This is a genomic window from Rhodococcus sp. BP-261 (assembly GCF_019835205.1).
Classification (GTDB): domain Bacteria; phylum Actinomycetota; class Actinomycetes; order Mycobacteriales; family Mycobacteriaceae; genus Rhodococcoides; species Rhodococcoides kyotonensis_B.
Genome location: NZ_JABUCO010000008.1, coordinates 116,457 through 138,174, shown reverse-complemented (window position 1 = coordinate 138,174; position 21,718 = coordinate 116,457). Strand labels below are relative to the sequence as shown.

The window sequence follows — 21,718 nt, the reverse complement described above, 5'->3', positions numbered from 1 at the left end:
TCCGCGATCGCCGAGTTATCCACAGGCACATACTTTGTCCACATTTTTCGAATCGGTCTTGTTCGACGCTGAATCCGACGCCACTATTCGCTCATGACTCGCATCGTCTCCCGATCCGACGCCCTTGCCCGCGGATTCTCCGACGCCGAACTGCAGCGGTACTGCCGCACCAAAGCGTGGCGTCGGCTCCGCCCCGGAAAGTTCGTCAGCCGAAGCGAATTCGACACACTGTCCGCGACTGAGAAGCACAGGGTCATCGCGGAAGCTGTGTACAGTTCGGCGACCGCAGACGATACAGTCGTCAGCCACGTCAGCGCTGCGGTGTTCCACGGCCTCGACGTCGAAGCATCCGATCTTCGACGAGTTCACCTCACCCGCAACCGAATCGGCGGTAGCCGGAAGAGCAAGCTACGCATCGTGCACGCGGCGGCGTACTCTCCATCCGAAGTCACGCTTGTCGACGGTGTACGAGTCACGACGCTTGCCCGCACGATCGCGGACATCGGCCGGTCCTTGACCTTCGAGAACGCGGTCTGCCTTGCAGATCTCGCCGCACGCAGAAAGAAGCTCACGCGGGACCAGGTTCTCGCAGTGCTCGATGCATGCCCGACCCATCCCGACAACAGGAAAGCGCGTCGGGTAGCGAATTTCATGGACGGTAGGGCCGAGAGTGGCGGCGAATCGCTCTGCCGCATCGTGCTGCACGAGTTGGGTTACGCCCCAAGACTTCAGGTAGGTCTTGCCGACGCGGACGGAGAATTCGCTCGGGTCGACTTCTACCTCGACGACATCTTCACCGTCGTCGAGTTCGACGGCCGCATCAAGTACGGCCGACTCGTGCCCGAGGGGCAGACACCGTCCGACGTCGCATGGAAGGAGAAGCGACGCGAGGACCGAATCCGTTCGGGCGGTGCACAGGTGGTGCGCCTGACGTACGACGACCTGCAGCACCCCGAACGGATCGCACGCAGCATTCGCGCCGCCGCAGACCGCGCGAGGAAGTCCCCGCCGCCGACGCTGACGATCGGTCGATAGCTGGCACCTCCCTTGCAGAGCTGGCATGCCGAATTGCGTCCGAGCAGAGAGGCGAGCTCGACAACAGCGGTGCTAGCTGCCCCGCAGCTCCCGACCTCCCCCGGTCACGGCCTCCACAGCTCGAGTTCGGGAATTCCCGGCGGGGTGAATCCGAGCACCTGACCGTAGAACGACAACTCGGATTCGCGTGCGTTCACCTGTGTTTCGAGCTTGCGGAAACCGTGCGACTCCCCCTCGTACGCGAGGTACGCGTGCGGAATTCCCTTGCGTACCATCGCGTCACGGAAACGCTCGGCCTGTGACGGTGGCACGATCGGGTCCGACAGCCCCTGCAGCAGCAGCACCGGGCACGACAAACCGTCGACGTTGTTGACCGGCGCCCGAGTCCGGTACAGGTCGATCGCCTCGGGCAGCGGACCGATCAGCCCGTCGATGTACCGGGATTCGAAGTCGTGCGTCTCGGCGACGAACAGTTCCAGTTCTGCAACGCCGTAGTACGAAGCGCCACAAGCGAATACGTTCGACGACGTCAAGGCCGCCAATACCGTCCACCCGCCGGCGGAACCGCCTTCGATGGCCAATCGTGCAGGGTCGGCAAGGCCCGCGTCGGCAAGACCACGAACGGCGGCGACGGTGTCCTCGACGTCGACGATCCCCCACTGTCCACGGAGCCGGTTGCGGTACTCGCGGCCGTACCCACTCGACCCGCCGTAGTTGACGTCGATGACTCCGATTCCGCGGCTGGTGAAGTAGGCGAAGACCGGGTTCAGTGCGGGAGCGACGTGCGCTGTCGGGCCACCGTGCACGAAAGCGACGTACGGCGGCAACTCCCCGTCCAGCCCTTCGTACTCGGGGTTGCGTGGCGCGTAGACGATGGCGTGCACTTCGCGCTCGGGGCCCTGGAAAGTTCTGGCTTCCCCCTGCGGGAGGTACTCGGCGTCGGGAATCGTTTCGATGCTCGACCGAATGTCGGTGACTTCTCGCGTGGAGAGGTCGAGCTGCCGCAGACCGCCCGGGCTCTGTGCACCACCGGCTTTGAGCAGTACGAGCGAACCGCGACGGCCACCCAGCGACACCGACGTCAGCGGCCCGAGGTCGATGTCGTCCATCGCGCCGGTGGCGGGATCGAGAACGCCGAGCGTCTCGGTGCCGACAGTGCGGACGGTGAGCAGCTTTCCGTCGTCGAGAATCGAGTACCAGCGCGCACCGAGTTGCCACAGCGGCGCGCCGAAGTCCGCCTCGGCCGGGTACAACGGCGTGACGTCGCCGCCGAGCGCGACCGTGTAGAGGTTCCACCATCCGGTGCGGTCGCTGACGACGTACAGCGACGTCTCGTCGATCCACTCCGGCTGGAGCACCGATTCCTCGGTGCCGCCGAGCACGGTCTCCCACGTCCCGGTCGCCAGATCCGCGACGCGCAATTCCGTTCCGTCCCACGGCATCTGCGGATGGTTCCACGCAATCCAGGCAAGCTTGCTGCCGTCGGGAGACAGACGCGGGTACGCCAGGAAGTCGGAGCCGGAGACTAACGATCGAATTCCTGTGCCGTTCAATGCGATTGCGCAGATGTCTCGGCGGATCTCGCCGCCCTCGTGGGTCTCACGTACCGCGAAGACCTCGTCGCCGACGACCGACAGTTCGGCGAACCTGACCGACGCCGCGGTGTCCGGCTTGTCGGTCAACGGAACCGGCGTCTCGCCTGGCACGGCGAGGTAGACGCGCTGATCGGAGAACTCCGAGAACACGATTCGGCCGTCGTCGGTGGCGGCCCATGCGCCGCCGCCGTACTCGTGCACGCGAGTGCGCGCGTTGAACGGCTCGGGGAGCAGCGACTCGACGCGGCCGTCGGTGTAGCGACAGATGGTCGTGCGACCGTTCTCGGTGGGACGCATCTCCGACCACCAGATCTGGTCGCCGACGAAGCGCCCACTCTCCACCGGATGTCCGCTGGCCGACAGGTCGGTCGCGGAAATGGGAGACGGCCAGGATCCGAAGGGCAGCGCGGTACGAGTCACGTCGACCAGTATTACCCGACCGGTGTCAACAATTCCGGGCTGTTGTTCCTGACGCTGTTGACGGCCGTGCTGACCTCGTAGGGGACCAGCCTGGGTTCGGGGATGGCCGCGAGCATCTCCTGCACCGAATCCAGATCGGTGATGGCCGGATTCAGCCAGTCGGACCGCATGTTCTCGGGGACGATGACGGGCGACCGATCGTGGATGTGCCCGAGTGCGTCCGCGGCAGGAGAAGTCAACACCGTCACCGACCACAGCCAGCGATCGGGATCGTCCTCGGGTTTGGCCGGATCGCGCCACAGCTCGTACAGGCCTGCCATCGCCAGTACGCGGGCAGGAGTGGAGCCTGCGGAACGACCGTCAGCTTCAGCGTGGAGAAAGTACGGGACCTTCTGGCCGTCGCGCTTCTCCCACTCGTAGTAGCCGTCGGCCGGGACGATGCAGCGGCGACGGGCGGCCGCCTTCTTGAACGACGGCTTCTCGGTGATCGTCTCGGACCTCGCGTTGATCAGGCGGCTGCCGATCTTGGCGTCCTTTGCCCACGACGGGATCAGGCCCCACCTCACCGACCGGAGTTGGCGGACGGCGTCGGCCTCGGGTTCGTCCTTGGGTGCCCGCTCGAGAACCGTCCTCACCGTCTGCGTGGGCGCGACGTTGTACGCCGGCGGAAGCTCGTCGCCGACCGTCTCGGCGATGTCGAAGACCGCACGCAGATCACTGTCTGTCTGGGTACTGGCATACCGTCCGCACATGCGACCGATTGTCGCACCGAGCACCGACATCGGCACCCAGGTGGACTGGCAGCGCAGAATGCACACCTGGCACGATGGGGTCGTGAGCCATCCGCACCAGAGCCACCAGCCGCGTATTCACCGCCCGCTGCAGCAGTCCACCAAGCTGCAGAACGTTCTCTACGAGATCCGGGGTCCGGTACACGCGCACGCGGCGAGGCTGGAGGCCGAGGGACACCGCATCCTCAAGCTCAACATCGGCAATCCTGCGCCGTTCGGTTTCGAGGCGCCCGACGTCATCATGCGTGACATGATCGCCGCGCTGCCGTACGCGCAGGGCTATTCGGAGTCCAAGGGCATCCTGTCGGCCCGTCGTGCGATCGTCACCCGGTACGAGCTCGAGCCGGGATTCCCCGAGCTGGATGTCGACGACGTCTACCTCGGCAACGGCGTCTCCGAGCTCATCACGATGACGATGCAGGCGCTGCTCGATGACGGGGACGAGGTGCTCATTCCGGCACCCGACTATCCGCTGTGGACGGCGATGACGACGCTGTCCGGCGGCAAGGCCGTGCACTACTTGTGCGACGAGGACAACGACTGGAACCCCGACCTCGCCGACATCGAATCGAAGATCACCCCGCGCACCAAGGCGCTGCTGGTCATCAATCCGAACAATCCGACGGGTGCGGTCTACTCGACCGAGGTGCTGCAGGGCATCGTCGACCTGGCACGACGCCACCAGCTACTTCTGCTCGCCGACGAGATCTACGACCGAATCCTGTACGACGACGCCAAGCACACCTCGCTCGCGAGCCTCGCTCCCGACCTGCTGTGCCTGACGTACAACGGGCTGTCGAAGGCGTATCGGGTCGCGGGTTACCGAGCCGGATGGCTCGCGATCACAGGGCCCAAGGAACACGCGGCCGGGTTCATCGAGGGCATCGACCTGTTGGCGTCGACACGCCTGTGCCCGAACGTGCCTGCACAGCACGCCATTCAGGTCGCGCTCGGCGGTCACCAGAGCATCGAGGATCTGATTCTTCCCGGCGGCCGCCTGCTCGAGCAGCGCGACGTGGCGTGGGAGAAGCTCAACGAGATTCCTGGCGTCTCGTGTGTGAAGCCCCGTGGCGCGCTGTACGCGTTCCCGCGTCTCGATCCCGAAGTGCACGAGATTCACGACGACGAACGGCTCGTGCAGGATCTGCTTCTGCAGGAGAAGATCCTCGTCGTGCAGGGCACCGGGTTCAACTGGCCGGGCCACGATCACGTTCGCATCGTGACACTCCCGTGGGCGCGGGACCTTTCCGTCGCCATCGAACGCTTCGGTAACTTCCTCGCGTCGTACACGCAATAGCGTCGGAAAAGAGTTCGTCGCGCGTTCACGTCGTCGGGAATCGGTGGAGAATCCACCGAAGTGGTTGAAAGTGATGCAAAAAACATACCTCGATCGGCCCCAAACCGACGCGAAGTCTGTAGATTAGCGGGCGGCACTTCGTGTGCCCGAGCACTGGTCGTATCCCATCCCCCCCGGGACGATCAGGAAGGTGGCGGGGGACGCCCCCCCTGCTCCCCGCCACCGCGCTCCTCATCCCGGCACCTACTCTTGCACCTGTGGAGTCACACGGTCACGGACACGGGCATTCCGACGCCCCGGCGCCTCTCACCCCTCTCGCAGCCCGCATCGTCGTAGGACTTCTCGTCGCGATCGGTCTCGCCGTCGTCGCGGGTGCGATCGTGCTGTGGCCGTCCGAGCAGCACGTCGACATTCCGCTTCCGTTTCAGACGTCCGGCGGCGGCGCTGTCACCACCGAGGCCGGGACCGTCGTCTCGCAGGACATCGGCGCGTGCGGTAGCGCGTCGGCCGGTCGCGTCTTCACCGGCAATCCGACGCCGCCCGTCAGCGCCGGCTACGACTGTCAGCGAAGCATCGTCGCCATCGAATCGGGGCCGAACGCCGGCACGAAGACTCTGCTCGAAATCGTCCCGGGGCCAGGGCAACCCGATCTCCGCACCGGTGAGAGCATCCGGCTCGTCCGTCAGACCGACCCGAGCGGTACGACGCAGTACTCGTTCAACGACTTCTCGCGAGGCCTTCCACTTGCATTGATCGTCGCTGTCTTCGCGGTCGTGATCTGCATCGTCGCCCGGTGGCGTGGTTTCCGTGCGCTGATCGGTCTGATCATCGCGTTCGCCGTGCTCGTGGTGTTCATGCTGCCCGCGCTTCTCGACGGCGCTCCTGCCATTCCGGTCGCCCTCGTCGCGGGGTCGATCATTCTGTACGCCGTGCTGTATCTGGCGCACGGAGTGAATCTTCGGACGTCGTCCGCACTGCTCGGAACCTTGACGTCGATGGCGCTCGCAGCCGTTCTGTCCTACGTCGCCATCCGCATGACCCACCTGACCGGTCTGTCGGAGGAACAGAACACCGACGTGCAGGCCTACATCCAACACGTCAGCATCACCGGCCTGCTGCTCGCGGGTTTCATCATCGGATCGCTCGGCGTGCTCAACGACGTCACGATCACCCAGGCGTCGGCCGCGTTCGAAATCGCCGGGGCCGATTCGACGACGACGCGACGCCACATCTTCTCGTCGGCGATGCGCGTGGGCCGCGACCACATCGCGAGCACGGTGTACACACTCGTGCTGGCCTATGCCGGTGGCGCACTGCCGCTGCTGCTGCTGTTCTCGGTCGCAGGCAGATCCATTCAGGATGTGCTGACGGGTGACGCCGTGGCCATCGAGATCGTTCGATCCTCGGTGGGCGGCATCTCGCTCGCGCTGTCCGTACCCCTCACGACGGCCATCGCGGCTCTTCTCGCGCGACCCGGCGGCGTTCCGACGAAGAAGTCCGGGCGGCATTCCAAATAGTGCCGCTGCGCGGCCGTGCGTGGATAGTTGGCCCAGAGGCCGACTATCCGCGCACGGGTGGCGCAGCCGCAATCAACCCCGCCTTCAAACCGGGATCGGCGGCGGTCGCGGCTTCCCACCCCTTGTCGGCCAGGGCGACGACGTACGGCAACGTCGCGTTCGTCAGCGCGTAGGTCGAGGTGTGCGGCACCGCGCCCGGCATGTTCGCGACGCAGTAGAACACCGACTCGTGGACGCGGTACGTCGGGTCGTCATGCGTCGTCGGAACCGAGTCCTCGAAGCATCCGCCTTGGTCGATCGCGATGTCGACGAGTACCGAACCCGGCTTCATACGCTGAACGAGGCTGTTGGACACCAACTTCGGCGCCTTCGCCCCGGGCACCAGCACGGCACCGATCACCATGTCCGCACCGAGTACGGCCTGCTCGAGCTCGAGCGCATTGGAGACGACGGTCTTCACCGACCCGTGGTACGCGTCGTCGATCGCTCGAAGCGCCTTTACATTCAGGTCGAGGACGGTGACGTCGGCGTGCATACCGTGCGCGATCGCGACCGCATTCCGCCCCGCAACGCCTGCGCCGATGACGACGACGTGTGCTGGCCGGACTCCCGGCACACCGCCCATCAGAACGCCGCGCCCACCGCCGCTGGCCATCATGTGATACGCCCCGACCTGGGGCGCGAGACGACCGGCAACCTCGCTCATCGGCGCCAACAGAGGTAGCGACCCGTCGGGTGCGGTGACGGTTTCGTACGCGATGGCCGTCGTCCCCGACGCCGACAGCGCGTCCGCGCAGGCCTTCGACGCGGCGAGATGGAGGTACGTGAACAACACTTGATCCGCACGTAGTCGCGAATACTCTTCTGCTACAGGTTCTTTGACCTTGACGAGCAGATCCGCCTCGGCCCAGACGTCGTTCGCATCGACGAGAATCTGCGCACCCGCGGCCTTGTAGTCGGTGTCCGAGAACGACGAACCCACGCCCGCCTCGGACTCGATGACCACGTCGTGTCCATGCGAGATCAGTTCGTGCACGCCTGCCGGAGTGACCGCCACCCGGTATTCGTGGTTCTTGATCTCGCGCGGAATTCCGATCTTCATTGCCGCCTCCAGAGCAGGGGTCCGATGGATGTCCCCACTATGAATTATCGGGAGAAATACCCACAACAGGTGTGAACATAATTCTGTAGAGTGACGACATGGCGGCAGATAATTCGGATTCAGCACGTTCGGGCTCGGCCGGATCGAACGATGTTCGACGCGCACCGCTCGACGCGATCGACCACATCCTCATCGACGAACTACGTCGCGACGCCCGCATGCCCAACAATGCTCTTGCCGCCGCGGCCGGTATCGCGCCGTCCACCGCACTCGGCCGCGTCCGGTCACTCGTCGAACGCGGCGTCATCCGAGGCTTTCACGCGGAGATCGATCCCGACGCGCTCGGGCAAGGCATCCAGGCGATGATCTCGGTGCGCCTACAGGCCGACGCCCGACGACGCATCAGCGAGTTCGGCGAGCAGATCGCTGCGCTGCCGGAGACATCGAACATCTACTTCATCGCAGGCGCCGACGACTTTCTCATCCACGTGGCGACCGTCGACACCGTCGCACTGCGGCACTTCGTCGTCGACAACCTCAGTGCGCACCCCGCCGTCGCGGCGACCGAGACGATCCTGATCTTCGAACACATTCGGCCGCGCGGACAACGCACGCCCGTCACGGACTGATTCTAAGGAGCAGGCGGGAACAGCGGCGGTAGCACCGGCAGCGTGAAGTCCGGCAGACCCGGAATCAACGGTGCAGGTGGAGCCGGTGCAGGTGCCGGTTGCTGCGGCGACTGCTGAGTCGGTGCCTCCTGCGTCGGCGCCGGCTGGGTGACTGCGTCCGACGTGTCCGGAACCACCTGAGGCGCGGGTGCAGGTGCAGACTCCTCCACGGTCGTCGTGGGGGCCGGGGCCGGCGGCGGAGGAAGCACGACCGGCACCTCCGACGTCGCTGCCGGGGCCGATGTCGTCGGGGCCGGGGCAGACGTCGCAGCCGGAGCTTCGGTCTGCGTGTTCGTCACCGACGTCTGGACCACCGGAGCGTCGTTCTGCTGGGTGAACAGGAACGCACCTGCGGCGACGACGGCCGCGGCCGCGACTCCCGCGACCGACCATCCACGGACGAGGCGACGCTTGCGTTCCTCGTCGTTCTCGCCGTCGGAGTCGTCGAAGTCGGCGTCGAGCCAGTAGACGTTGGAGAGCGCGAAGTGCGGGGACTTCGCGGGAGCCGAGCTCGTCTCGGGCACAGGCTCCGGTGCCACGGGAGCCCGACGCGTCGGCGGCTCGTCGGACACCGCGGGCACCTGCTGCGTGACGGGCATCGATCCCTGGAGTCGCGGAAGATCTTCTCGCGCAATGGAAATGGTGGGTGTCGCGTCCGTGGGCCGCGGTGATCGCTGCGGCGCGCCTTCACGCGGAGCACGCACGGGTATCGGACGCGCCGGAGGCCGAGGCCGTTCGACGGCGGGTGCGGCCGTCGACCTCGCCGACAGCGCGGCGCCGCGGGCAGCGACCGACTCCGGCTCGTTCGGGGTGATCGCGGGCAGATCCAGCGATCGTCCGACGCGCTCGCGAACGAGCGGAATGCGCGAACCTCCACCGATGAGCACGACGGCGTCGATGGGCACGTGCGCGCTGATGAGCACGTCGCGCGCGAACTCGATCGACCTGTCCACGGTGTCGCCGATGAGCGACTCGAAGCTGTCACGCGAGAGCAGGATCATTCCGCTCGCGTCGGGCAGGCACACGGCGTCGTTGCTCGACAACCGTTCCTTCGCGACACGGCATCGCCGTTCGAACAGCTCGATGTCGGCGTCGTCGCTCGGCTTGCCCAGCCTGTCGAGCTGGTTGTCCCGGAGAACGTCGTCGAACAGGTCGCCGCTGAACTCGGTGCTACGACTCGACGCGACGACCCGGCGAGCCCTCAGGTCGACGACGCTGACGTTCAGGCCGGAGCTTCCGAGGTCGTACAGCGCGACCGTCGAGTGCCCCGCTGCTTCACCGCTCGCGACGAGGTACTCGATGACCGCCTCGACCTCGTGGATGAGGGAGTAGTTCTGCAGGTGCTGGTTCTCGAGCGCGCGATGCAGAGTGTCGGCCTGCCGCGCGTCGCGATAGGCGACGCCGGTGCTCAGATGCGGTTCCGACTCCGCCGCGACCGCGCTGATCGACTCGGCGGCCAGGTACTCGACTTCGTCGTCGACGGTGTCGATGACCTGGTTCTTGAAGAACAACGGCTGCGGCGGGTCCGACGGAACCACGCGTGTCGCGACGGCCGCACCACCACGCGGCAGCGCCATACGTACGGCGTGGGCACCCATGGACACCCCCAGCAACACAGTCATGCAAAGACCCTCGTTCGTGTCCGGCGGGGCATGCTCGAATCGCCCCGATTGCGTCACACGCTACCTGGGACGGCCGAGGGTCGTGTACTACACCTGATCGATCGCCTGGTCAGTAGGCTCCTTCGCGTCTCGTGACAGCGCGAACCGTGCGGGCGATGATCACCAGATCCTGGCTCATCGACCAGTTCTCGACATACGACAGATCGAGCCGAACCGATTCCTCCCACGACAGATCGGACCGGCCGCTGACCTGCCACAATCCGGTGACACCCGGCTTGACCAGAAGGCGTCGTCGAACGTCGATGTCGTAGCCGTCGACCTCGCGGCGCAGCGGCGGCCTCGGGCCCACCACACTCATATCGCGCTTCAGCACGTTGAAGAACTGCGGAAGCTCGTCGAGGCTGAGGCGTCGGATGATCTTGCCGACGCGGGTGACGCGCGGGTCGTCCTTCATCTTGAACAGGACGCCGCCGTCGGAGTCGTTCCGCCCGAGCAGCGCCTCGAGGTGGGCTTCGGCGTCGACGACCATGCTGCGGAACTTGATCATCTCGAACGGTGTGCCGTCGAGGCCCATGCGTTCGGATCGATGGAACACCGGACCCGGGCTGGTGCATTTGACGGCGACGGCGATGGCCAGCATCACCGGCGCAGCGACCACGAGCGCGGTGAGCGCGAAGACCACGTCGAATGCGTTCTTGGTGAACTTCGCCGCCCCGTCGTACTGCGGCTTCTCGACGGTGATGAGCGGAATGTCCGCGGCGGGGCGCATCACGAGGCGCGAGCCCGAGATGTCCATGACGCCGGGTGCCACGACGAGGTCGATGTCGTGGGGTTCGAGCGCCCACAACAACTTGCGGATACCGACGGGCCCCAGATGTTCGGTGGCGGTGACTGCGACGGTGTCCGCGCCGCATGCGCGCACCGCATCGAGAACCGAGTCCTCGTTGCCGAGCAACGGGACCGATCGACCATGCACCGTCAGGAATTCAGGCGCACCGGCGGCGTCGGGGGCGCAGTAGCCGAGGACGCGATATCCCGACGTCCGATCGCGTTCCAGCGACCGGATCAAGCCGGTGGCGGCACTGGGAGACCCGACCACGAGAAGGGACGTCGTCGACGTTCCCCGTGCACGCTCGTGCGCGAGCCGTTTACGCCACGCGCGACGCGTGACGAGGAGACCGGCGGTGCCCAGCGGGAACGCGATCGCGAGATAGCCCCGAGCGACGTCCATCTGAAACAACAGGCTTCCGATCGCGAGCAGCCCGAACAACCGGAACGACGTGGTCAGAACGAGCCGGTACTCGTCGGGGCCCGAACCCACGATGCGCGGAGACCTGCTGCGAAACGCTGCCAGGGCGATGAGCCACGCGACGATCAGGCCCACGGTGACGGGCAGATAGCCGGAGTCCGTGTCCGCGCCGAAGCGACCGAAGTGGGCGAAGGTCACGGACAGAACGACGACCAGCGTGTCACTGACGACCAGTCTGTGCGAGTAGCGCTTCTGCCACTCTGCGCGGGACTGGCCGCTGAGGCTTCCTGGAACCGACGGGGCTCGGAGCTCCCTGTCGATGCTGGTCAAGTGGTCGCCTTCCGTCGTGATCGTCCCTATGACCGGTCGACGCGTTCGTGGCCGGCCGGCGTGGGCGTGGGCCGCCCGACGCGACTTGATTTCCCGGCACAACGAGCAACGGACCGCCCCCGACGCGGCCGCTGCACCGCGTCGAGCGGTGCGATCGCCAGGCTAACAGAAAATCCTACTTCAGGTTTGTTTCTACGCATCCAATCCGGTTCTACAGCGGTTTCTCGACGCGATGGAGGACAACCGCTCCGGTCGAAGCGTCCGATTTCGTGCAAAACAGACCGTTCGACTATATTGTCGGGAGATAGCAAGCATCGGTACTGCGATCCGGGGTCGTCGCATGCCAACGGTCACCACACGGTTCGGTGCGGCTCGCTCCGCGCCTGGCGGTGGTGCCGGACGTACCGACGAAACCGACTCGACTCGCGTCGAGTCCGCGTGAAAGTAGCTCTGCATGAATCTGACACACCCGGAAGCCGATTCGACCGTGGCGGACGTCGAGAGCGCCGCTGCGTGCAGGCTGTGCGGCAACACCGAATTGCTCAGTGTTCTCGACCTCGGGGCAACCCCACCGTGCGAGAAGTTCCTCACCGCACACGAGCTGGACGACCCGGAGCCTACTTACCCGCTGCATCTACGCCTGTGCGAGCGCTGCTTGCTTCTGCAGATTCCCGGCCTGATCACTCCAGAGGACACGTTCGTCGAGTACGCCTATTTCTCGTCGTACTCCACTAGTTGGGTCGAGCACGCGCGCACGTTCGTCGCCGCTGCGACCGACCGCCTGGCTCTCGACGCGTCGTCGTTCGTCGTCGAGGTGGCCAGCAACGACGGTTATCTGCTTCAGCACGTCGTCGAGCGCGGTATCCCCTGCCTGGGCATCGAACCGTCCGTCAACGTCGGTCGTGCAGCAGTCGACCGAGGGGTACCGACGTTGACGGCCTTTCTCACCGAGGAGTCGGCGCAGCAGGTGCGCGACGAGCACGGGCCCGCCGATCTGGTGGTCGCCAACAACGTGTACGCGCACATCCCCGACCTTCTGGGCTTCACGCGGGCCTTGCGCACTCTGCTGGCCGACGACGGCACGGTCAGCATCGAGGTCCATCACGCGATGGAATTGGTGACGCACGCCCAGTTCGACACCATCTATCACGAACACTTCCAGTACTACACGGTGCTCGCCGCGCGAAATGCGTTGGCCACGGCCAATTTACAGCTCGTCGACGTCGAACGCCTCGGAACACACGGCGGTTCGATCCGGTTGTGGGCCAGACCGTCGGAAGCAGGTGCGACGCCGTCCGCCGCCGTCGAGGAGATCATCGCCGTCGAACGCGCTGCGGGCCTCCATGAACCGTCCGGATACCTCGATCTGCAGTCCCGTTCCGAAGCGGTCCGGCAGAACCTTCTCTCCTTCCTGCTGGACTGCAAGAAGGACGGGCTGTCCGTCGTCGGCTACGGCGCACCGGGCAAGGGCAACACCCTTCTCAACTTCTGCGGCATCCGCCCCGACCTGCTCGCCTACACGGTGGACCGAAACCCGTACAAGCACGGCAGGTTCACGCCCGGCACGCGCATCCCGATCCATCACCCCGACCGCATCGCGGTCGACCGGCCCGACGTGGTCCTCGTTCTGCCCTGGAATCTCGAAACCGAGATCAGCGCACAACTCGACTACGTGCGCGAGTGGGGTGGTCGGATCGTCTATCCACTGCCCACACTGCACGAATCCCGCACGTCCGCAACGAAGGAGGAGAACTGAGATGAAGGTCGTACTTTTCTGTGGCGGATACGGGATGCGTATGCGCAACGACGGTGGAGACACTCTGCCCAAGCCGATGCAGCTGGTCGGACCGCGCCCGCTGGTGTGGCACGTCATGCGGTACTACGCGCACTACGGACACAAGGAGTTCATCCTGTGCCTCGGGTACGGCGGCGAGCACATCAAGCAGTACTTCCTGAACTACAAGGAGACCGAGTCCAACGACTTCGTCATGCGCGGTGACACCGTCGAGCTCCTGGACTCCGACATCGCCGACTGGACCATCACGTTCGTCGACACCGGGCTCGAATCCCCCATCGGTGAGCGTCTGCGCCGCGTCCGCAAGTACGTCGGCGGTGACGAGTACTTCCTCGCCAACTACGCGGACACGCTGACCGACGCGCCGATCGACAAGATGATCGCGCGCACGGTCGATTCCGGTTCCGCCGCTTCGCTTCTCGCAGTGCCGCCGCAGTCGTCGTTCCACTGCATCGACGTCGCTCCGGGTGGCGCCGTCAAGCAGATCACGCCGGTGAGCGAATTCCCGATCTGGGAGAACGGCGGATACTTCACCCTGTCCCAGGAAGTGTTCGATCTGATTCCTCCGAACGGCGATCTCGTCGAGGATGCATGCGGCACGCTGGCAGGAGAGGGTCGACTTCTCGCCTACCAGCACAACGGTTTCTGGAAACCCGCCGACACGTTCAAGGAGCGCGCCGAGCTGGATGCGAACTACTACAAGGGTATTCGCCCATGGATGGTGTGGGAGAAAGATCCCGAGACCGAGCCCGCCCCGTTCGGACTGGTCGCCGTTCCGTGAAGTCCTTCGCCTCCGGCTCGATCCGCGAGATAGCGCTGCTCGCCGCGCACTGCGACGACATCGCCATCGGAGCGGGCGGCACCCTGCTGACGATCGCTCGGGCCAACCCCGGCCTCACGGTGCATGCGCTCGTCCTCACCGGCGGCGGTGGGGCACGCGAGGTCGAGGAGAAGACGGCGCTGGCTGCGTTTCTTCCCGGTGCCGACGTGCGGCTCACCGTCACCGACATTCCCGACGGCCGGTCCCCCGCGCACTGGGATGCCGCGAAGGACACGGTGGCGGCGTTCCGACGCACGTGCGAGCCGGACGTGGTGTTCGCACCCCAGAAGAACGACGCTCACCAGGATCATCGCCAGTTGGCGACGCTCGCGCCGACGGAGTTCCGCGATCACATGATCCTCGGCTACGAAATTCTCAAATGGGAATCCGATCTGCCGACTCCCTCTCTGTATCACCCGATCTCGGACGAGATCGCACGCGAGAAGGTCGAACTCCTGCACGCGTCGTACCCGTCGCAGACCGACAAGGACTGGTTCGACGCCGACGCCTTCCTCGGCCTGTGCCGCATACGCGGAGTGCAATGCAAGTCTCGCTACGCCGAAGCATTCGTCGTAGAGAAAACCGTCATCGATTTCGTAGGAGCTTGACTGATGCGAGTACTGGTCACCGGACATCAAGGCTACCTGGGCACGGTCATGGTTCCCGCGCTCGTCGAGGCCGGGCACACCGTCACCGGATTGGACTCGGGACTGTTCGCGGATTCGATTCTCGGACGGCCAGTTCAGGACCCGGAGACCCTCGCAGTCGACCTACGCGACGTGACGGCCGAGCAGTTGGCCGGAATCGACGCGGTCGTCCACCTCGCTGCGCTGTCGAACGACCCGCTCGGCGCCCTCGCTCCCGAGATCACCTACGACATCAACCATTTCGCCTCAGTCCGCCTTGCGCGTCTGGCGAAGGAAGCGGGTGTGTCCCGGTTCCTGTACGCGTCGACCTGCTCGGTCTACGGCTCCGCCGGCGAGGACCTGGTGTCGGAGAGCGCGCCCCTCAAGCCGCTGACCCCGTACGCCGAGAGCAAGGTGCGCGTCGAGGACGACGTCGCAGCCCTGGCAGACGACAGCTTCAGTCCCGTATTCCTCCGCAATGCAACGGCATTCGGGTTCTCGCCGCGACTGCGCGCCGACATCGTGCTCAACAACCTCGTGGGCCACGCTGTCCTGTCGGGCGAGGTCCTGGTGTTGTCCGACGGCACCCCGTGGCGTCCGCTCGTCCACGCCCAGGACATCGCGTCGGCATTCGTGGAGGCACTCGCCGCCCCGGTGGACCGCATCCACACCCGCGCCTTCAACGTCGGCATCGAGTCGAACAACGTGACCGTCGCCGACATCGCGGACGCCGTCGTGCGTACCGTTCCGGGTTCCACGCTGAACATCACGGGTGAGCACGGAGCCGATCCACGGTCGTACCGCGTCGACTTCTCCGCGATTCGCGAGGCGCTTCCCGGATACCAGGCGCGGTGGAGTGTGCTCGACGGGGCGGAGGAGCTCTACCGCGAGTACACCGCCGCCGGTCTCACACGCGAGAACTTCGACAACCAGTTCACCCGCCTGAAGAAGCTGAAGGCCCTGCAGGATGCCGGTCGTATCGACGAATCGATGCGATTCGTTCGAGCGAAAGTCTGACCGGCCGTGCCCCCTTCGCTTCGGTCAGAGCCGTTCGATTGCATCCTTCCACGTGCCTGCGGTGCGGTCACGGTCGCTGACGGCCGTCGGTTCGAGCGGCCACTCGATGGCCAGGGTGGCGTCGTCGTACGCGACACCGATGTCCTCGCTCGGGTCGTGCGGTCGGTCGATGCGATAGCAGACGTCCGCCGTCTCGGTGAGCGCCTGGAAGCCGTGCAGCAGGCCAGGAGGAATGTACAGGTGCGCGTGAGTGTCGTCGTCCAGACGGAACGTACGCACCTCACCGAAGGTGGGGGAACCGGGCCTGGCGTCGACGATCACGTCGAGCACCGCGCCGTGCGCGCATCGAACGAGCTTCGCCTCACCTCGGCCGAGTCGTCCGTGCATCCCTCGGATCGTTCCCCGCACGGAACGCGACTGGGAGTCCTGCGTGAAACTCGTCGACGATACTTCGGTGCCGGCAACGTGCGCGTCGAAGATCTCGGTGTCGAAAGTCCTTGTGAAGAAACCGCGTTGGTCTCGGAACGGTTGGGGGACGAACAGCAGAACGCCCTCGATGTCACTGGAGTCGACTCGCATGCGTCGATCATGAACGATTTCGCGCGCCGAGTCACGTCGATGGCGAGAATTCGATGACCGGCCGTCGCTGCCGCGGGTGCGGTTCCGATCAGCTCGATATCGTCCTGGACCTGCACTCCGTGCCCGCCGCGGACCAGTTTCCCCAAAATGCGAGCGCCGGTTCCGACGACGCGCGCCACCCGCTCGCAATGGTGTTGTGCGGCAGGTGCGCACTGGCCCAGTTGGCCGACGACGACACCGTCGCCGACGAACCACGCGGGATCGAACCCCAGGCTCTGACGGATCAGGCCGCGGAGGCCGTTGCAGTGGTTGCCGGTTCGGGATGGCTGCGCGGCAGTACCGTTCGCGAGTTCGGCAGCCCGCACGGCGGAACGTGGCTCCCTCTGTTGTCGGACCGCGGCGTCGACGAGGTGGCGCCCGGGCAACGGGCGGACGTCGTGCTCGATTGCTTCGGCATCATGCACGAACCCGACCAGGCCGACGCGTTCGCCGTGCGCGCAGCGTCTTTGGCCGAGGACGGAGTGCTGCTGATCCAGTTCCACACGCTGTCTGCGATCGTGCGAGAAGGGCAATGGAACGCGTTGCGCCACGGACACTTCGCGTACTACTCGCTGACGTCGCTGACGCACCTGCTCGCGGGCGTCGGCCTCGTCGCGAGGTCCGCGTGGACGTTCGAGCTGTACGGCGGCACCATCCTGCTGGCAGCCACCCGAACCGGCGTTCCCGACGCGTCGGTCCGCGAGATTCTGGATGTTGAGCGTGCAGCGGGTATCGACGACGCGGAAACCGTCGGCGCGCTGCACAGTGCCGCGGAGACAGACCGGACGATGCTGCACGATTCGCTCGTCGAGCTGAAGAGTGCGGGCAAGGTCGTGTTCGCGTACGGTGCCGCATCCCGCGCGGTCGCGCTGTTCGCGATGGCAGGGTTGACGCGGTCGCTGCTTGCCGGCGTCGCCGACGCGTCCCCGTCGAAGCAGGGTCGACGCATGCCCGGCACCGACATTCCGATCATCTCTCCCGCGGAACTGGTTGCGGCACAGCCCGACGTCGTGTTGCTGACGCTGCCCGACCTGCTCGGCGAACTCGACGCGTCGATTCCCGAGCTGCGCGGGCGATGGTGGCTGCACGGCACCGACATACGGGAGGGCACTCGATGAACGTCAGCGAATCGCCGTCATTGCACAGTCATCGCGGATTCGCGAAATCGATTGCGGCTCAGTCGCGTCTGCACGACGTCATCCCCGGCGGCGCGCACACGTATGCACGCGGCGCCGACCAGTACCCCGACGACATGGCCCCGGTTCTCGAATCGGGATCGGCTGCACACGTGTGGGATCTCGACGGCAACTGCTACGTCGAATACGGCATGGGTCTTCGCTCGGTCACCCTGGGGCACGCGTACCCGCCCGTCGTCGACGCCGTCACCGAGGCCGCGCGCCGGGGCCACAACTTCAGCAGGCCCACGGTGCTGGAAGCCGAGGTGGCCGAGTCGTTCCTGGATCTGGTGCCGACTGCAGAGATGGTCAAGTTCGGCAAGAACGGATCCGACGCGACCTCGGCCGGCGTCAAACTTGCTCGCGCGCACACCGGCAGGGACTTCGTCGCGGTGTGCCGTCAGCCGTTCTTCTCCACCGACGACTGGTTCATCGGTACGACCGAGATGAATGCAGGCATCCCGTCGGCGTATCGCGATCTGACGCTGCCGTTCTCGTACAACGACCTCGATTCGCTGCGTGCGCTCTTCGACGCACATCCGGGACGGATCGCGTGCGTGGTCATGGAGGCCGCGACGGGTACCGCAGAACCCGAACCGGGTTTCCTCGAGGGCGTCCGTGCACTGTGCGACGACGAAGGCGCACTGCTGCTGTTCGACGAGATCATCACCGGGTTCCGCTGGGCCACCGGCGGCGCCCAGTCGGTGTACGGCGTCACGCCGGATCTGTCGTCGTGGGGGAAGGCGATGGGCAACGGGTTCGCCGTGTCCGCCCTGGCAGGCAAGCGAGAGTACATGGAGCGCGGCGGTTTACGCACCGACCTGCCGCGTGCGTTCCTGATGTCGACGACGTACGGACCCGAGACAACGTCACTCGCCGCGATGAAGGCGGTGTTCCAGACCTATCGCGATCAGGACCCCGTGGCCGTGATGGAGGCGAGGGGCACCGCACTCGCCGACGGCGTCAACGACGCTGCCGGCCGTGCCGGACTGTCGGACTACCTGCAGGTCATCGGACGGCCGTCGTGCGAGGTGTTTGTCACCCGCGACGCCGATGGTGTTCCGTCGCAGGCATATCGGACCCTGTTCCTCCAGGAATTGTTGACGTGTGGCGTTCTCGGACAGTCGTTCGTGATCTCGGCGGCGCACACCGAGGCCGACGTCGACCACACGATCGCGGCATGCGAGGCCGCAATGGTCGCCTACAGCAAAGCAATCGAGGCCGGTACCACCGACGGTCTGCTCATCGGACGGCCTGTGGCTCCGGCTCTTCGGTCGCTGGCCGATCCGCGTCGGGCGTGGTGATCGGACCGAAAGCCTCGTTGCGGTCCTCGGCGCGGACGATGTGGAACGCCGAGCCGGCGAGCGCCATGAAGATCCACATGAGCAGCCAGATCTGGGCGAATCCGGAGATGTCGAGGATGATCGCGATCACGGCGACGGCAGCGATGGCGGCCGCGATGCCCCGGGTCAGCTCGAACATGCCTGCGTCGGCGCGATTCCCGGATCGTGCGGCTCGCTGCGAGAACCGTCGTGACGCGACAAGTGCGGCGCCGAATCCAGCTCCGAGCAACAGAACGAACGCGAGCACGCCGATCACGCCGGCCTCCATGAGCCTGCCGAGATACTGGTTGTCCAGGACGGGATAGCCGCGCGCGGAGTACGTCGCGGTGCCTTCCCCGAACCACAGGTGGTCGGAGAAGTGCTCGAGCACGTAGGCGCGGCCGCGGTCACGAGACTGCAGTGAGGAGTCGGTACCGCTCGTCGCGAAGATCTGCACGAACGCGTTGAGCAGCTTCGAGTCGGTCACGTAGGCGACGACCAACGGGACGCCGACGATGCCGACGAGCGCCAGTACGCGTCGCACCGGCCATGTCCACGCCATGAACAGCACCGCCACACCGAGGCCGACGACGGCCGAGCGAGACAACGTCAACGCTGCCCCACCGACGAGGACGACCGCGAGTGCCGCCCAGTGCCACGACCGACGTCCCTGCGCGCGTGCGGAATACACGACACCCAGCGCGATCGGTACGAGTACCGTCAGAATCGCGCTGAGTTCCAGCGGGTGACCGGCGCTTCCTTGCGGACGAGCGAAGCCTTCCCGCATGAGCGCTTCGCTGAGGACCGAGCCGTGGTCTTTCAGCAGCGGCGGCTTCAGCATCGCCGCGAGGTCCATTCCGGTGCCGTACTGGATGATTCCGAACGTCGCGCTGATCGCGCCGCCGATGACCAGACCCTTCGCGACCCATTCCAGGGCCTCGCGTGTCCGGATGACCGTGACGATGAAGAAGAACACGCTGACGAGCGCGAACTCGGTGATCAAGTTGGTCTGCGAACTCGCCAGCACCGCAGGCTCCGTCGGCTTCGAGGCGAGCGACGCGAACGACAGGAGGCTGGCCACGGCGTACAGAACGACTGCAGCGGAAAGGATTCCGAGCTCGGCCCGCGACCGCTGGCCGACGATACGCGTCAGCACCCACAGGAGGCCGCACCCGAAGAAGACCAGCGACGCCGGGCTGAAGCCGAGGGCGCCGGGAACGGTGAACGACTGCCGCATACCGAGCAGCAGCACCGAACCCATGACGACGACGGCAGCGCCGATCGGTATCGCGTGCGCACCGAACCGGATCTGCCGTCCCGGAAGGTCGACGGTCACCGCCGCGGACCGCCTCCGCTGATCGACGACCGCGGGTAGTCGTGATGACCCGACCGAATCGGCACGTGCACACGCTCCTCGACACCGTAGTAGTCGTCGATCTCGTGCTCGATCTCACGAACCGGTGTCGTCGTGCGCGCCGGAAAACCATCGGTCGAGTCCGTCTGCCGCTGTTCGCCGACCCTCGGATCTCGGGGAGTCGACACGTTGAACGGATCGAAATCTTGGTAGCTCGACGAGTCCGGCGGCTTCGGCGCGGCCGTCGAATGAACACGTCCGGGAGGCCTGACCGACACACGGTCTCGCTGAGGCTTGGCGTCGTCGGACGTCGACTCGGTCTTCCTCGGTTCGTTCTTGGCCGGCTCGGCGGCCGTGGCACTACCGAACGCCGACCAGGCATCGACCTGAGCGGGGAACGCCGCGGTGTCCGCGTCGTCGGCCTCGGTTTCACGCGACTCGGCGACGACCGAGACCGTCGGTTCGTCGACTTCGGACGCGTCGTCGATCGATTCGGATCGAACCGGCTGGGCCGGAGCGGGTTCCGCGACACGCCGAGGGTTGTGAGCCGTCACAGACTTCGATGCGCTGACGACCGTTGCGCGACGCGCAGGTGTCTCGGGCGCCGTCGCCTCGGGGATCGTCTCGTCGGCCACCGGAACCGCGGACTGCGCCTCGCGTTTCGGCTTGCGGCGGTCGAGGATCGTGCCGACGGTGACGATGCCGAGCAGTCCGACGACGAGCACCGCCAACGCGTACGAGCCCGCGGCCTTGAGGGGACTGGCCGCGACGAGTGCTCCCGGCTCGGGCATGACGGCGGCCGTGATGGACGCTTCGGTATTGGGTCGCACACCCGTCTGTACCTGCAGTTGCGCGAGCGCAGTGGACGAATAGTCGAGCAACGCCTGGGCGCCCGCCTGCGCCGCTTCCGGGGTGGGTCCGCTGGTGGTGATCATCAGCTGAGGCGACAGACGCAGCGCGGAAGCGGTGTCTCCGAGCGTCGACGTGACGGTGTATTCGCCGGAGGCGCCGGCCTCTTCGACGAGCGCCACCGCGGCGGGCGACTGCAGCAACGTGGCCGCGACGGCCGCGAGCTGCCCCATGTTGTCGTTCAGGTTGACGAAGGGGTTCAGCTTGGCGTCGATATCGCCTGCTCCGGGCGGATAGACCACCGCCACCGCCGAGGACTCGTACGTGTCGGTCGACGACATGACTCCGTACGTGCCGGCCGCGACGGCACACAGCAGTACGACGAGACATGCCACTTTGCGGCGGAGCGTGGCTCTCACCAATTCGTCGACGTTCACATCTCTGCTTTCGATCGTGATTGTGGAATGTTACAGCTCCATTGATACCAGTCCGAGACGGTATTTGCCTCTCAAACCG

18 protein-coding genes are annotated in these 21,718 nt (G+C 65.8%); 10 read left to right on the top strand and 8 right to left on the bottom strand.

Features of this window, described 5'->3' with window-relative positions; all coding sequences use genetic code 11:
* The first annotated feature begins 93 nt into the window (after window positions 1-93).
* The gene (locus HQ354_RS12180) at window positions 94-1,035 is read left to right on the top strand and encodes a hypothetical protein (protein WP_222634732.1); all 942 of its coding nucleotides are present in this window, start codon (window positions 94-96) and stop codon (window positions 1,033-1,035) included.
* Between the two features lie 104 nt (window positions 1,036-1,139).
* Here the strand turns inward: HQ354_RS12180 and HQ354_RS12175 are convergent, their stop codons facing one another.
* Entirely contained in the window at window positions 1,140-3,050 is a 1,911-nt protein-coding gene (locus HQ354_RS12175) for a prolyl oligopeptidase family serine peptidase (protein WP_222634731.1), read from the bottom strand.
* Between the two features lie 11 nt (window positions 3,051-3,061).
* Window positions 3,062-3,802: an SOS response-associated peptidase gene (locus tag HQ354_RS12170; protein ID WP_222634730.1), complete on the bottom strand. Its 741-nt coding sequence runs from the start codon at window positions 3,800-3,802 to the stop codon at window positions 3,062-3,064.
* Here HQ354_RS12170 and HQ354_RS12165 point away from each other — a divergent pair.
* The gene (locus HQ354_RS12165) at window positions 3,801-5,138 is read left to right on the top strand and encodes a pyridoxal phosphate-dependent aminotransferase (RefSeq protein WP_371828795.1); all 1,338 of its coding nucleotides are present in this window, start codon (window positions 3,801-3,803) and stop codon (window positions 5,136-5,138) included. The two genes, HQ354_RS12170 and HQ354_RS12165, sit on opposite strands and share 2 nt — an antisense overlap.
* Before the next feature lie 257 nt (window positions 5,139-5,395).
* Window positions 5,396-6,655, top strand: a complete 1,260-nt coding sequence (locus tag HQ354_RS12160; RefSeq protein WP_068425447.1) for a YibE/F family protein — start codon at window positions 5,396-5,398, stop codon at window positions 6,653-6,655.
* 43 nt (window positions 6,656-6,698) lie between these two features.
* Here the strand turns inward: HQ354_RS12160 and ald are convergent, their stop codons facing one another.
* Entirely contained in the window at window positions 6,699-7,757 is a 1,059-nt protein-coding gene (gene ald, locus HQ354_RS12155; protein ID WP_222634729.1) for an alanine dehydrogenase, read from the bottom strand.
* Window positions 7,758-7,855: 98 nt separating this feature from the next.
* Between ald and HQ354_RS12150 the strand changes: the two genes are divergently transcribed.
* Window positions 7,856-8,386: an Lrp/AsnC family transcriptional regulator gene (locus HQ354_RS12150; RefSeq protein ID WP_068425454.1), complete on the top strand. Its 531-nt coding sequence runs from the start codon at window positions 7,856-7,858 to the stop codon at window positions 8,384-8,386.
* Window positions 8,387-8,388: 2 nt separating this feature from the next.
* On the opposite strand, the gene HQ354_RS12145 is transcribed toward HQ354_RS12150, so the two are convergent.
* Window positions 8,389-10,047, bottom strand: a complete 1,659-nt coding sequence (locus tag HQ354_RS12145) for an Hsp70 family protein (RefSeq protein ID WP_222634728.1) — start codon at window positions 10,045-10,047, stop codon at window positions 8,389-8,391.
* Window positions 10,048-10,156: 109 nt separating this feature from the next.
* Window positions 10,157-11,626, bottom strand: a complete 1,470-nt coding sequence (locus tag HQ354_RS12140) for a sugar transferase (protein WP_261768693.1) — start codon at window positions 11,624-11,626, stop codon at window positions 10,157-10,159.
* Between the two features lie 454 nt (window positions 11,627-12,080).
* Between HQ354_RS12140 and HQ354_RS12135 the strand changes: the two genes are divergently transcribed.
* From HQ354_RS12135 to HQ354_RS12120, 4 genes are read left to right on the top strand one after another with little or no spacing between them, the layout of a single operon-like run.
* The gene (locus HQ354_RS12135; RefSeq protein ID WP_222634727.1) at window positions 12,081-13,382 is read left to right on the top strand and encodes a class I SAM-dependent methyltransferase; all 1,302 of its coding nucleotides are present in this window, start codon (window positions 12,081-12,083) and stop codon (window positions 13,380-13,382) included.
* A 1-nt stretch (window position 13,383) separates the two neighbouring features.
* A complete protein-coding gene (locus HQ354_RS12130; RefSeq protein WP_068425469.1) occupies window positions 13,384-14,202 on the top strand; it encodes a glucose-1-phosphate cytidylyltransferase in 819 nt (272 codons plus the stop codon).
* Window positions 14,199-14,849: a PIG-L deacetylase family protein gene (locus tag HQ354_RS12125; RefSeq protein WP_068425472.1), complete on the top strand. Its 651-nt coding sequence runs from the start codon at window positions 14,199-14,201 to the stop codon at window positions 14,847-14,849. The genes HQ354_RS12130 and HQ354_RS12125 overlap by 4 nt, the downstream gene beginning before the upstream one ends.
* Window positions 14,850-14,852: 3 nt before the next feature.
* A complete protein-coding gene (locus HQ354_RS12120) occupies window positions 14,853-15,884 on the top strand; it encodes an NAD(P)-dependent oxidoreductase (RefSeq protein WP_068425478.1) in 1,032 nt (343 codons plus the stop codon).
* A gap of 24 nt (window positions 15,885-15,908) precedes the next feature.
* Here the strand turns inward: HQ354_RS12120 and HQ354_RS12115 are convergent, their stop codons facing one another.
* Window positions 15,909-16,463: a dTDP-4-dehydrorhamnose 3,5-epimerase family protein gene (locus HQ354_RS12115; RefSeq protein ID WP_167675178.1), complete on the bottom strand. Its 555-nt coding sequence runs from the start codon at window positions 16,461-16,463 to the stop codon at window positions 15,909-15,911.
* A 53-nt stretch (window positions 16,464-16,516) separates the two neighbouring features.
* Here HQ354_RS12115 and HQ354_RS12110 point away from each other — a divergent pair, with 53 nt between their 5' ends.
* On the top strand, window positions 16,517-17,620 hold the full coding sequence (locus tag HQ354_RS12110; protein WP_167675180.1) for a class I SAM-dependent methyltransferase: 1,104 nt from the start codon (window positions 16,517-16,519) through the stop codon (window positions 17,618-17,620).
* Entirely contained in the window at window positions 17,617-18,981 is a 1,365-nt protein-coding gene (locus HQ354_RS12105; protein WP_222634726.1) for a glutamate-1-semialdehyde 2,1-aminomutase, read from the top strand. The genes HQ354_RS12110 and HQ354_RS12105 overlap by 4 nt, the downstream gene beginning before the upstream one ends.
* Here HQ354_RS12105 and HQ354_RS25905 read toward each other — a convergent pair.
* Together HQ354_RS25905 and HQ354_RS12095 are read right to left on the bottom strand one after the other, a co-directional pair.
* Complete coding sequence (locus HQ354_RS25905) at window positions 18,920-20,335, bottom strand: O-antigen ligase (protein ID WP_222634725.1); 1,416 nt, start codon at window positions 20,333-20,335, stop codon at window positions 18,920-18,922. The two genes, HQ354_RS12105 and HQ354_RS25905, sit on opposite strands and share 62 nt — an antisense overlap.
* Window positions 20,332-21,639 (bottom strand): hypothetical protein, encoded by a 1,308-nt coding sequence (locus HQ354_RS12095; RefSeq protein ID WP_222634724.1) that lies wholly within the window; start codon window positions 21,637-21,639, stop codon window positions 20,332-20,334. The genes HQ354_RS25905 and HQ354_RS12095 overlap by 4 nt, the downstream gene beginning before the upstream one ends.
* Window positions 21,640-21,718 lie beyond the last annotated feature (79 nt).